The organism is Pseudomonas sp. DG56-2, from assembly GCF_004803755.1.
Taxonomy (GTDB): domain Bacteria; phylum Pseudomonadota; class Gammaproteobacteria; order Pseudomonadales; family Pseudomonadaceae; genus Aquipseudomonas; species Aquipseudomonas auratipiscis.
On record NZ_CP032311.1, the window covers coordinates 1,288,442 to 1,300,926 of the forward strand.

The 12,485-nt window shown below is 59.4% G+C and carries 9 protein-coding genes and 1 pseudogene; 3 read left to right on the forward strand and 7 right to left on the reverse strand.

The features are described 5' to 3' along the window. Positions 1-6: 6 nt before the first annotated feature. The 3 genes and pseudogenes from rsxB to metG form a co-directional block, all read right to left on the reverse strand. Positions 7-831: pseudogene (rsxB, locus tag D3Z90_RS06045) on the reverse strand (electron transport complex subunit RsxB); the annotation flags it as partial. Then, positions 828-1,409 (reverse strand): Rnf-Nqr domain containing protein, encoded by a 582-nt coding sequence (locus tag D3Z90_RS06050; RefSeq protein WP_136474884.1) that lies wholly within the window; start codon positions 1,407-1,409, stop codon positions 828-830. The gene D3Z90_RS06050 and the pseudogene rsxB, both read right to left, overlap by 4 nt. 96 nt (positions 1,410-1,505) lie before the next feature. Further along, positions 1,506-3,545, reverse strand: a complete 2,040-nt coding sequence (metG, locus tag D3Z90_RS06055) for a methionine--tRNA ligase (RefSeq protein WP_136474885.1) — start codon at positions 3,543-3,545, stop codon at positions 1,506-1,508. 154 nt (positions 3,546-3,699) lie between these two features. On the opposite strand from metG, the gene apbC reads away from it, so the two are divergent. Next, a complete protein-coding gene (gene apbC / locus D3Z90_RS06060; protein ID WP_136474886.1) occupies positions 3,700-4,794 on the forward strand; it encodes an iron-sulfur cluster carrier protein ApbC in 1,095 nt (364 codons plus the stop codon). 161 nt (positions 4,795-4,955) lie between these two features. On the opposite strand, the gene D3Z90_RS06065 is transcribed toward apbC, so the two are convergent. Next, the gene (locus D3Z90_RS06065; protein ID WP_010221054.1) at positions 4,956-5,165 is read right to left on the reverse strand and encodes a cold-shock protein; all 210 of its coding nucleotides are present in this window, start codon (positions 5,163-5,165) and stop codon (positions 4,956-4,958) included. 351 nt (positions 5,166-5,516) lie between these two features. Between D3Z90_RS06065 and dcd the strand changes: the two genes are divergently transcribed. Together dcd and D3Z90_RS06075 are read left to right on the forward strand one after the other, a co-directional pair. Then, entirely contained in the window at positions 5,517-6,083 is a 567-nt protein-coding gene (dcd, locus tag D3Z90_RS06070; RefSeq protein ID WP_028943496.1) for a dCTP deaminase, read from the forward strand. 104 nt (positions 6,084-6,187) lie between these two features. Further along, the gene (locus D3Z90_RS06075; protein ID WP_136474887.1) at positions 6,188-6,421 is read left to right on the forward strand and encodes a hypothetical protein; all 234 of its coding nucleotides are present in this window, start codon (positions 6,188-6,190) and stop codon (positions 6,419-6,421) included. A gap of 22 nt (positions 6,422-6,443) precedes the next feature. On the opposite strand, the gene D3Z90_RS06080 is transcribed toward D3Z90_RS06075, so the two are convergent. The 3 genes from D3Z90_RS06080 to D3Z90_RS06090 all read right to left on the reverse strand — a co-directional run bounded on the left by D3Z90_RS06080 (position 6,444) and on the right by D3Z90_RS06090 (position 12,375). Then, positions 6,444-7,559 carry a succinylglutamate desuccinylase/aspartoacylase family protein gene (locus D3Z90_RS06080; RefSeq protein WP_136474888.1) on the reverse strand — a complete coding sequence of 372 codons (1,116 nt, stop codon included), beginning with the start codon at positions 7,557-7,559 and terminating at the stop codon, positions 6,444-6,446. Between the two features lie 144 nt (positions 7,560-7,703). After that, positions 7,704-9,752 carry a c-type cytochrome gene (locus tag D3Z90_RS06085; protein ID WP_136474889.1) on the reverse strand — a complete coding sequence of 683 codons (2,049 nt, stop codon included), beginning with the start codon at positions 9,750-9,752 and terminating at the stop codon, positions 7,704-7,706. A gap of 181 nt (positions 9,753-9,933) precedes the next feature. Continuing rightward, a complete protein-coding gene (locus D3Z90_RS06090; protein WP_136474890.1) occupies positions 9,934-12,375 on the reverse strand; it encodes a penicillin acylase family protein in 2,442 nt (813 codons plus the stop codon). Positions 12,376-12,485: the final 110 nt, after the last annotated feature.

The window sequence follows — 12,485 nt, forward strand, 5'->3', positions numbered from 1 at the left end:
CGCCAGCAAAGCCATTAATGTCGCCTGGGCTTGTTCGGCCTCCAGCTCCAACTCCGTTAATTGGGTCAATTGTGCTTCGCTCGGCGCCTCACCGAAGGCAGTTCTGGCCTTGTTCAACTGCGCTCGGCTCATTGCCGCCGCAATCTTGGCTTTTTTCAACGCCGCATCAGCAGCGGCGGCTTTCTGCGCCTTGACACGTTCGATGGCTGCTTTGATCGGGTCATCGCTGGTGCTGTTCTGTGCAGCGCTGGTGCTGGGGGCGGCAGGTCGAGTGCGAGCGGCGCGCTCGGCTTGTTTTCGTTCTTCTTCGCCTTGCAAGCGACTGTTGCGCAGCTCAAAGCGGCGCCGGGCGTGGTTACGCTTGCTGTTGCGTGCCGCCAGCGCCTGAGGGTCGTGAGCCATGCCGCCGACAACCGCGATGATGCCGCTGTCTATGCTCAAGGGAAGCAGGTCGATGCAGTCAACCGGGCAGGGAGCCACGCACAAGTCGCAGCCGGTGCACTCGGTGCGGATAACGGTGTGCATCAACTTTGCTGCACCGACAATGGCGTCTACTGGGCAGGCCTGTATGCATTTGGTGCAACCGATGCATTCCGCCTCGCGGATATAGGCGACCTGGGGCGGGGCACTGCCGCGTTCAGGATCCAGAGCGGTGATCGGCACCTGAAGAAGCTTGGCTAACGCGGCAATGGTTTCGCTGCCACCAGGCGGACACTTGTTGATCGCCTCGCCCTCGGCCATGCCCTGTGCATAAGGCAGGCACCCAGGATGGCCACACTTGCCGCATTGGGTCTGCGGGAGTAAGGCGTCGATGCGTTGAATCAGACTCATGAGGTAAATAATCCGTTGAAACCGAGAAACGCCAAGGCCATTACGCCCGCTCCGATCAGCTCCACCGGCAGGCCGCGAAAGCTTGGTGCAATGGAGTCGTTGTCACTGCGTTCACGCAGGTCGGCGAACAAACTCAAGGCTAGCCAGAATCCCAGCCCACCACCCAGGCTCCAAGCGAGGGTCTGCAGCGCGCCATAGTCGCCTTGGATCAACTGCAGGCCCAAGCCTAGCAGTGCCACATTGCCCAGCAGTAGCGGCATTAGTCCCCTGAAGGGTAGTTTCGGCAGTGTGCGGGACAGTCCGGCCAGCAGAGGCTCGATCAGCAGTACGCAAAGGGGGAGCAGGATGAAAACGTGAAGGTAACCCAACTGCAAGGGTTGCAGGACGTAGCGATACAGCAGTTGCCCAATATTGCTGGTAAGTACCAGCAACACCAGCGTGGCCAGTCCCAGGGCGTGGAGTCGACGACGCGATTGGTCAGCCGATAATCGAAGCGCAGGGTCGATGGCCAGTCCCTGATGCAGGATCAGGTTGTTGACCAGCGCGGCGCTGATCAGGGCCAGAATGAATTCGCTCATGGAGATGCACAATGCCGGGGGCTGTTCGCCATTATCCGGCAATGACGCGAGGAATAGAACGCCCCGGACTTATTCGTCCGGGGCTGGGGGACTTGCTTACTTGATGCGCTGGCCCGGCTTGGCACCGCTATCAGGGCTGAGCAGGTAGATTTCTTCGCCGCCAGGGCCTGCAGCCATGACCATGCCTTCGGAAACGCCAAAACGCATTTTGCGCGGCTTGAGGTTGGCGATCATCATGGTCAAGCGCCCTTCGAGCTTGGCGGGGTCTGGATAGGCCGACTTGATGCCCGAGAAGACGTTGCGTTGTTCGTCACCGATGTCCAGGGTCAGGCGCAAGAGCTTGTCGGCACCTTCGACGGCTTCAGCCTTGAGGATCAGGGCCACGCGCAGGTCGACTGCAGCGAAGGTGTCGAAGTCGATCTCTGCCGACAACGGGTCTTTGCTCAGTTCGCCGTTGCCAGTCGCTACGGATGTCTGGCTGGCGGCCAGGTCTTCCTTGCTGGCGGCAGTCATGGCTTCTACCTTGGCTGGGTCGATACGGCTCATCAGCGCTTTGAATGGATTCAACTGATGGTTGTCCAGGCGCGTCAGGTGGTCGTCCCAGGTCAGCGGGGCAACGTTGAGAAACGCCTCTGCATCGGCAGCCAGCACTGGCAATACCGGCTTGAGGAAGATGACCAGTTGGCGGAACAGGTTGATGCCCTGGGCGCAGATGGCCTGAACTTCGTCCTGCTTGCCTTCCTGCTTGGCCAGCGACCACGGTGCCTTGTCAGCGATCCAGGCGTTGGCGCGGTCAGCCAGACCCATGATTTCGCGCATGGCGCGAGCGAAATCGCGTGCTTCATAAGCCTCGGCAATGCTTGGCGCTGCGGCCAGGAAGGCTTCGGTGAGCTCAGGCGCGGCATCGCCCTCGACCATCACGCCATCATTACCCTTTTGAATGAACCCTGCGCAACGGCTGGCAATGTTGACGACTTTGCCGACCAGGTCGGAGTTGACCTTCTGCACGAAGTCTTCGAGGTTCAGGTCCAGGTCATCGACGCCACGGCCCAGCTTGGAGGCGTAGTAGTAACGCAGGTATTCCGGTGCCAGGTGATCCAGGTAGGTACGGGCCTTGATGAAGGTGCCGCGGGATTTGGACATTTTTGAGCCGTTGACGGTCAGGTAGCCGTGCACGTTGATCCCGGTCGGCTTACGCAACCCTGCACCTTCGAGCATGGCGGGCCAGAACAACGCGTGGAAATTGACGATGTCCTTGCCGATGAAATGGTACAGCTCGGCGGTAGAGTCCTTGTTCCAGTACGCATCGAAGTCCAGCTCTGGACGACGGGCGCAAAGGTTCTTGAAGCTGGCCATGTAGCCGATGGGGGCATCCAGCCATACATAGAAGTATTTGCCTGGCTCGCCCGGAATTTCAAAACCGAAATAGGGCGCGTCACGGGAGATATCCCATTCCTGCAGGCCGGCATCCAGCCACTCGGCGATCTTGTTGGCGACAGCGTCTTGCAGCGTACCGCTGCGAGTCCACTGTTCGAGCATTGCCTGGAAATCGGGTAGCTTGAAGAAGAAGTGCTGGGAATCCTTGAGAACCGGAGTGGCACCGGAGATGGCCGACTTGGGGTTCTTCAGTTCGGTCGGGGCATAGGTGGCACCGCATTTTTCACAGTTGTCGCCGTACTGGTCTTCAGTGGCGCACTTGGGGCAGGTACCCTTGATGAAACGGTCGGCCAGGAACATTTTCTTGTCCGGGTCGAAGTACTGAGTAATCGACCGAGTAGCGATGTGCCCGGCATCACGCAGCTTGAGGTAGATCTGGTTCGACAGTTCGCGGTTTTCTTCGGCGTGGGTCGAATGGAAGTTGTCGAAATCCACCAGGAAGTCGGCAAAGTCCCCGGCGTGCTCAGCCTGGACGGCCGCAATCAATTGCTCAGGAGTAATCCCTTCCTTTTCAGCACGCAGCATGATTGCAGAACCATGCGCATCGTCGGCGCAGACATAAGTGCACTGGTTGCCACGGTGCTTCTGGAAGCGCACCCACATGTCTGTCTGGATGTACTCGAGCATGTGACCAAGGTGGATCGACCCGTTGGCATAGGGTAGGGCGCTGGTTACGAGAATCTTACGTTGCTCGGACATGGGGCTCGGCTACTTTTTTGGCTACTTGAGATGAAACGGTGATCGGCCACTATAAAACGCCGGGAAATTTATTTCACCCCATGGACGTATCTGTAGATGTTTAGCGGGTTAGCATAGCGGTCTGTTTTACTCAGTCTTTATAACGGGAGTCTCCATGAGTGCCGTCACTCGCGCAGCCGTCGAAGCCGTTCTTCGCCAATACACCGATCCTTATTTGAACCAGGACCCGGTCAGTGCCGGCTGTGTGCAAGCGATCGATATCCAGGGTGAGCGGGTCAATGTCCAGTTGCAACTGGGCTATGCTGCCGGCCTGTTCAAAAACGGGTGGGCGCAAGTCCTGCAAACCGCCATCGAAGGGATCGACGGAGTCGTCTCGGCACAGGTTGAGATCAACTGTGTGATTGCCGAGCATAAAGCCCAGGCGCAGATTCCGGGACTGGCCAACGTCAAGAACATCATTGCCGTTGCCTCCGGCAAGGGTGGGGTGGGCAAGTCCACCACCGCCGCCAACCTCGCCCTGGCGCTGGCCCGCGAAGGGGCTCGGGTGGGTATCCTCGATGCCGACATCTATGGCCCCAGCCAGGGTGTGATGTTTGGCATTCCTGAGCGCACCCGTCCCCAGATCCGCGACCAGAAGTGGTTTGTTCCGCTCAAGGCTCATGGCGTCGAAGTTATGTCCATGGCGTTTCTGACCGACGACAACACGCCGATGGTCTGGCGTGGGCCGATGGTTTCTGGGGCATTGCTGCAACTGGTAACGCAGACAGCCTGGGACAATCTCGATTATCTGGTGATCGACATGCCGCCAGGCACCGGTGACATTCAGCTGACGCTGGCGCAGAAGGTTCCGGTTGCAGGCTCGGTGATCGTTACCACCCCGCAAGACCTCGCCCTGATCGATGCCAAGAAAGGCGTGGAAATGTTCCGCAAGGTCAATATTCCGGTGTTGGGTGTGGTCGAGAACATGGCCGTGCATATCTGTTCCAATTGTGGCCATGCCGAACATCTGTTTGGTGAGGGTGGTGGTGAGAAGCTGGCTGAGCAATATGGAGTGGAGCTTCTGGCTTCGCTGCCGCTGTCGATGCTGATTCGGGAGCAGGCCGACAGTGGCAAGCCGACGGCCATTGCCGAGCCGGAAAGCCAGATCGCCATGGTTTACCAGGAGCTGGCTCGTCAGGTGGGTGCGCGCATTGTGTTGCAGGAAGCCGCAGCACCCGCGATGCCGAACATCACCATCAGCGAAGATTGATAAGATTGTACCGGGCGCTGTAATGGGTGCTGGCGGTGGCCTGTGATGGGCTGCCGCGCTGGCGTAGTGGGTGAATATTCCATGTGGCGACAGGATGAATCGCAGGCATAAAAAAACCCCGCCTGTTAAGGGCGGGGTTCTTTCAAGCTGTAAAGCGGAAGTTAGATAACTTCTACTTCTTCAGCCTGCATGCCTTTCTGACCGCGGGTAGCGATGAAAGAGACCGCTTGGCCTTCTTTCAGGCTCTTGAAGCCGTCAGCCTTGATGGCTTTGAAGTGTACGAACAGGTCGTCACCGGATTGTGGGGTGATGAAGCCGAAGCCTTTTTCATCGTTGAACCACTTAACGGTACCGGTTTGGCGATTGGACATTGTCTGTCTCCTTGGACGAAGTTAACTACGACTCAGGAATTGCCCTGGTCGAGACTGAGTGCAAAGAGGCAGAAAAATCATGAAGATGGGTTGATCGAGATCTTGCATCAGGTAGATATTCTCAGTGACACGTGCAGCACAGTGGCGTCACCTTAACCCTTTTTCCAGAACGTGCCAATGGTCTTGTTAAGCTTTCGCGCAAATCATGACTGACGGTGCTGTCCGCCCCGCTGAAAGCCCCAGCGCACGGGGGATTCGACCTCTGACACTGCACGGAACTTTGAACCAGGCGCCAGGCCCGGTAAGATGCGCCACAGAATTTCTTCACCTCGTTACTTCAGGACACCCGCCATGAGCATCAAATCGGACAAGTGGATTCGCCGCATGGCGCAGGAACACGGCATGATCGAGCCGTTCGTCGAGCGCCAGGTGCGCGGTGAGAGCGACAACCGCCTGATCTCCTTCGGTGTCTCCAGCTACGGCTACGATGTGCGCTGCGCCGACGAGTTCAAGGTCTTCACCAACATCAATTCGGCGACCGTCGATCCGAAAAATTTCGATGCCGGCAGCTTTGTCGACGTCAAAAGTGACGTCTGCATCATTCCGCCGAACTCCTTTGCCTTGGCCCGCACCGTGGAGTACTTCCGTATTCCACGTAATGTGCTGACTATCTGCCTGGGCAAGAGCACTTACGCCCGTTGCGGGATCATCGTCAACGTCACCCCGCTCGAGCCCGAGTGGGAAGGTCACGTGACACTCGAGTTCTCCAACACCACGACCTTGCCGGCGAAAATCTACGCCAATGAGGGTGTGGCGCAGATGCTGTTCCTGGAGTCCGATGAAGAGTGCGAAGTCTCGTACAAGGATCGCGGCGGCAAGTACCAGGGGCAACGCGGTGTCACCCTGCCACGCACTTGATCCGATAAAATCAGGGAATTGTTTTTCTCTGGCAGACTCCTATTAGGTGAACTGTTTCGCCAGGCAACAGGCCTGGCGAGCGTTATCACGCCAAGGAGTTGCCCATGAAACTCGACCCGACCATCAGTGCCAAGCTGGCCGTGTTGCAGCCAAATCACATCGGTGTAATGGCCTGGTCGCTGCTGGCCCATCCGCATCCGCATAGCGTGCAAGCGGGCGGTGTGCCTGGCCAGCCCGATCCGGATACGCCTGACCAGCCGCAACCCGGCGAAAATCAGCCAATGGAGCCGGGCGAGCCGACGCTTCCAGACGAAGCGCCTCCCGCGCCAGTAGCCTAGGTCCGCTGCGCCCAACAAAACGTCACGGCGATAACAGGTAACCGCTGCGGTAGGCCTGGTTGCCCGCCACATGGGCGATGACCATGCCACTGGTCGCCATGCGGCGCAGAGAGCGGGCGTAGAGCAGTCCCGGCTGCACATTGCGTACCGGTGTTACCCGATCATTGAGTGGGTCGATGACCTGCGCTATCAACTGTCCTGCCTCCAGGTACTGGCCAGGTTGTGCGTGGAACACCAACAATCCCCCTAGTGGAGTGGCTACCGGCTCTACCCCCGCCAGTGGCGTGGCGGCATAGCTCAGGCCTGGCAGGCTTGTGGGCTCACCGGCTATCGCCCCATAACGCTTTAGATAGGCCAGAATCGCCGCGCAATCCTTCTCTGCCAGCGGGTGGCTGACATCCCCCTGGCCGCGCAACTCGACGGTGACTGAAAAGCTGCCCTGCGGTATCGGGAATTGCTTGCCGAAGCGTTGCTGCAGTTGCCACCAGACCAGGGTGAAACACTCGTCGAACGACTGGCCGCCGGAGTCGGTAGCCAACAGGCTGGCCTGGGCGCCTAGATAGCGCGACAGCGGCTCGACTTGCGGCCAGGCTTCCGGGGTGGTGTACAAATGGACGACTGCATCGAAATCGCAATGTAAGTCCAGCACCATTTCTGCATCGCAAGCCAGTCGCTGCAACGTCAACCGTTGCGATTGCAGCGGTGTATGCGCAGGCTGGGCGTCCAGTAGGCGGCGCAGGCATTCGCGAATCAACGCAACGTTATGCTCAGGATCTTGAGTCAGATGGGCTTCGATCTGATCACCGATGGAGTCGCTCAGATCGACAAAGTTGCGGTTGAAGTTCTCGCCACTCTGCAACTCGAAGCGTCCCAGTGGTACATCCAGCAATACCTGTTCCAGGCCCACTGGATTGGCAATCGGCACCAGAACGATTTCACGCTGCAGCAGGCCCTGGGATTCGAGCTCACTCAAGCGTTGTTTGAGATGCCAGGCCACCAGCATGCCCGGCAGTTCATCAGCGTGCAGCGAGGCTTGGATGTAGATTTTGCCGGCACCACGGGGGCCGAAGTGAAAGCTGTGGATCTGGCGGGCGATACCAGGAACCGGTGCCAGAATGTCGTGGGTCGAGTGGTGCATGTCAGTCTTAGTGAGTCGGTCCGGGAGGAGCCAGTCAGCGCCGGCGGCATGATGATATAAGCATAAACTTGCTGATCATGCAGGCCTTCGGCACTTGTCGCAGGACAAGCCCCACCCCACTGGAGGGGCTTGCTGCCGAGAACGTCAGTACCTGGCGTCGACCGGTTTGCCGCCGTTTGGCCAATCTTTGACCTTGTCCGGGAAGTCCGGTCGCGGCTGCTGCGAGAACCACGCCGCAACGTCCACTGCTTCCTGGTCACTCAAGCCTCCCTGGCCAAGCGGGAAGCGCTCATGAAAGCCGATGGGCATATTGCGTTTGACGAAGGCTGCGGCGGTATAGGTGCGCGCCATGCCGGCACCGATGTTGAAGGACTGCTCACCCCAGAGCGGTGGAAAGACCATGCTGCCATCTTCGCGCGCCAATCCCTCGCCGTTGGTGCCATGGCACACGGCGCACTGTTTGGCGTAAACCTGCTCGCCGTTGGCCAGATCGGGCTTGATTGCCGGGTCTATCTTGCCAACCCCCCGTCCAGCTACCTTGTCCCCGGGTTGCGTATTGTTTTTCATCCAATCGAAATAGGCGACCATGGCCTGCATATCGGCCGATTGCGGGGGAATTGGCTTGCCATTCATCGAGCGTCGGAAGCAGCCGTTGATGCGTTCTTCCAGCGTGATGATTTTTCCGGCCCGCGGTGCATAGCCAGGGAAAAATGCGGAAACCCCGACAAAGGGCGAACCGTCAGCCACGGTGCCGGCGTTGAGATGACAACTGGTGCAGTTCAGTGCATTGCCGACATTGTCCGGCAGCAATTCCTTGGTCTGCAGGTGTAGTCGCATACCACGAACAACCTGGTCGGCATTTGGTGCAGCCAGCAGATCGGCCAAGCGCGGGGTCTCGAACGCTGTTGAATCGGTTGTTTGTGGATTGAGCTGGCCACGTAGCTTTTTCACTTGTTCCGGGGAAACTGCAGAACCTTGGTTGCCCCAACGATTGCGTACGAAACTGAGGATCTCGGCGATCTCCTGATCCGACAGTCGGGCAAACCCGGGCATGGTATAGACCCGCGAATGAGTGGCGGTCTGCGCAGTTTTCCAGCCGGTCAGCGTGATGTGCAAAAGCGAAGTCGGGTCGCTGGAGGCAATGCTCGGGTTGCCCGCCAATGGCGGAAACATGCCCGGCACGCCAGCGCCGTCGGTACGGTGGCAATCGCTGCAGAACTGGGTGTAACCCAGCCCGCCACGGCTGCTGAACAGATCGGCGGGGGCGGAGGTCGGTGCCAGGGCGACGGCTGGCATCGGCAAGTCGTTTTCACCGGGTGGCAACGACTTCAGGTAGCTGGCAATGGCTGTGAGGTCCGCGTCGCTGAAGTGTTGGGTGCTGTGGTGAATCACATCGGCCATGTTTCCGGAAACCGTGGCGAAACGGTTTTGTCCGGTCTTGAGCAATTGCACCGTATCGGGCACCGTCCACAAGTTGCGCAGGCTCAGCGCTCGCCAGTGCTCCACGGTTTCCCCGGCAAGGAAGTGCTTGCCGCTGCTGCCTGAATCGCTCATGGCCTTTTCCTGGAAGGCAATGCCGCGCGGTGTATGGCAAGCGCCACAGTGGCCAAGGCCCTGTACCAGGTAGGCGCCTCGATTGATGAGCGGCGAGCGGTCAGGATCGGGCTCGAACGGCTGGTCGTCGACAAAGGCCCAATTCCAGAACGCCAACCCCCAGCGCATATTGAACGGCCAGCTCATATCGGCGGCCTGGTTGGCCTGACTGATGGGTGCTACTGCCTGCATCAGGTAGGCATACAGCGCCCGCATATCCTCTTCGGTCATTTTTGCATAGGAGGGGTAGGGCATTGCCGGGTAGAGATGGGTGCCATCGGCACTCACTCCTTCACGCATGGCTTTGTCGAACTGCTCGAAACTGTAGCGACCGATCCCGGTTTCTGGGTCCGGGGTGATGTTGCTCGAATAAATTGTGCCCATGGGCGTCTGTAGTTGTAGCCCGCCGGCCATGAGCGGGCCATCCGGGGCGGTGTGACAAGCGATGCAGTCGCCCAGTTGAGCAACGTATTTGCCACGTTCGAGCAGCGTGTTGTCAGGCGGCTCGGGCGCTGGGGTTTCTGGCTCGGCGGCGTGAAGGGCGGGTAGCAGCAGGAGCGTCGTGGCGCACAGGGCCAAACGGGAGAGTACGGATGCCATTGCATATTCCTTTAGTCACCTGGTTTGGGAGCTCGAACGCAGGTGTGCAATCGTTTTTATGGTTCATCAGGCAGTGCTGGGGACGAAACTTGTCCTGGTTTCGTTGTAAAGCAATTGTTGGCAAGGGCAGTTGATATGGATCAGCGCAGCCGGCATTGCACCGGCTGCGGGTATTGGTAGGTTATTTGCCCGGTACCAGGGTCAGGCGTTTGCTGCCGTAGGCGCGATCGAAGTTCTGCGATTGCAGCGGCAGGGTCATGTAACGCCCCTTGAACCAGGCATCCAGACCATCGGCAATGTGTGGGCTGGCCGGGTTGCCGGACTGGCCGCTGCTGCTCTGCAACTGCAAAGGTTCGCTCTGGCCGAAGTCCACCACCATGCGCAGGGAGGGGGGCAACTGGGCATTGAAATCCCTGCCCCAGGCATATGGCGCCAGGTTCAAGGTACTGTGATCGCCACCTGTGGCCTGAGGGCTGCGGCTGATCGCGTCACCGAGGCCATGGAAGGTTGGCGCAGGCCAGCGGTACTGGTGCAGCTTGCCCCATTGCCAGGCGCGACGGTCGCCGCCCAGTTGGGTCTCGCCGGCGCTGATGGCCGCGGCTAGGCTGCGGGCAAGGATCGCCGGTTTGTCTTCTTTGTTCGCCGTGCGCAGGTCATCCCAGAACGGGCTGTCTTCACGACCCAGCAAATGGTCCGCCTGGGCTGAATAGGACAACCGTGCGTTGGTGACGAAGGCCTGCCAGGTCGCCGAATTTTCCGGACCGAGCTCATCGAGGAAGGTCGCTTTCGCGCTTTCCTGCAGAAACAGTTCGTACAGCGCAGCGTCCGCGGAGGTGGTGCTCAGCCTGCCGTCGAAGGCCATCAAGCGGGTGTAGGCCTCGCGCGCCTTGCTGCGCTGATCAGTTGGTAAGGCATCGATTGCCTTTTTCAAGGGCTGGGCCATGCCTGGCGCTTCGAACATTTGCTTGAGCTTGCCGGCAAACAGCGTGGTCTGGTCATTTTGCATGGTGATCAGGCTGCGGCTGTCGTGCTTGCCATTGGCGGCCAGTTGTCCCAGGCGTTCGGCGCGCTCAGGGTAATACCAGCTGTTGGAAAGCTGCATCCCGTAGCCTTTGGGGACGCTGCGCTGATTGGCATTGCCCAGCCAACCTTGTTGCGGGTCCTGATCGTAAGGATGGAGCATGGGGTCGGCATAGCCATCCCAGTCATAGCGCCCATCCCAGCCCGGTGAAGGCAGCAGCCCCTGACCCTCGCGACGGTTGGGAAAACGCCCGCTGACCTGCCAGCCGATATTGCTTGCGTCGGCGAAGACGAAGTTCAAGGCCGCTGCACCGATTTCGCGGGTGTTATCGAAAGCCCGCTCGACGTTCTGCGCTCGCGACAGGTTGAAGAAGGCGTCCAGGCTCTGGTCACCCTTGAGCTGGGGCAGTTGCAAGGCCAAGCCCAGGCTTGTGTTCTGCGCTTGTCCGAGCAAAGTGCCGTGGCGGGTGTCGTAGAGGGTCTCGCGCTGGGGGCGCTGGCCCCTGATGAAGAAGGTTTCGTTACGCGCCAAGGCTGGGAGCCATTTGCCGTCGGCCTGGTACAGCAGACGGCTGCCTTCACGCTTGAGCCGTTCGAAATACAGGTCCTGATTGTCGGCCATGACGGCGCTGGCACTCCAGGCCAGCTTACCGTTGTACCCCGCGAGCAGCAGCGGCAAGCCCGCAATCGAAACCCCGGCGGCCTGGTACTTGGGTGATCGGATCTGCACCGGGGTCATGGCCCAGGCACCCAGGTTGTCGCTGGCCAGCAAGCTCTTGCCGCTACGGCTGCGTGGTGGCGCTATGGCCCAATTGCTGGAGCCGGCAGTTCCGAGCAAATTGAGCGCGGCCAATTGTTCACTGGCAGCATTGAGCGGCGCCAGCCAGGCCAGTTGGCTACCGAGGTTGAGGCCTTTAAGTTTGTCGGCCTCGGCTGTCGGCAGGGGTTCGTCAGGATAGCTTGGCAACAGCCACGGCAGTTTGTCGTTGCCGACCTTCTGTGCCAAGGTCAGGGCGGCCAGCTCTTCTTGTAGATTGACCGACTGGCTGAAGTTGTACAGACAGAAGATCAGCGCCGAGTCTTCAGGTTTCCAATACTCCGCACGGTATCCCGTTTGTGCCAGTGGCGCTGGCAGTTTGTCGCGGTAGCGGAACATATAGGCGTTGACGCCACGGGCATAGACTTCGAAAAAGCGCTTAAGACGTGGCGAGGCATCGGCATAGAGCTGGTTGGCAGTCTTCTTCAGGTTTGCCGCGCGCATCAAGCGGTCGACTTCCAGAACCTCAGGGCCGGCTATTTCGGTCAGTCGGCCTTGCGCCAACAAACGCATGCTGACCATCTGACCAATGCGGTCACCCGCGTGCACATAACCCAAGGCGAACAGGGCATCGTGGAAATTGCTGCTTTCGATCAGTGGCATGCCTTGGGCATTGCGTCGCACGGATACGTTTTGGGCCAGTCCTTTCAGCGGTTGGACACCGCTGGTTGGTGGCACGCTATCGCGATAGCCGCCCACTTGGCAGCCGCTCAGGGCAGTTAAGGCCAGCATCGCAGCGGCTACGCCGAACCGGGGTGAAAAAGAGGGGGAGGCTGGCGCGGCCATGATCGGGCTCCTGCAGGGCGTGGCGTCTAAAAGGCGCTACGTTAGTGAGCCCGACCACGCCATGCAAGCGGGGCGCAGCCTTTATTTTTCGGGCTGCTCAAAGGCCACTA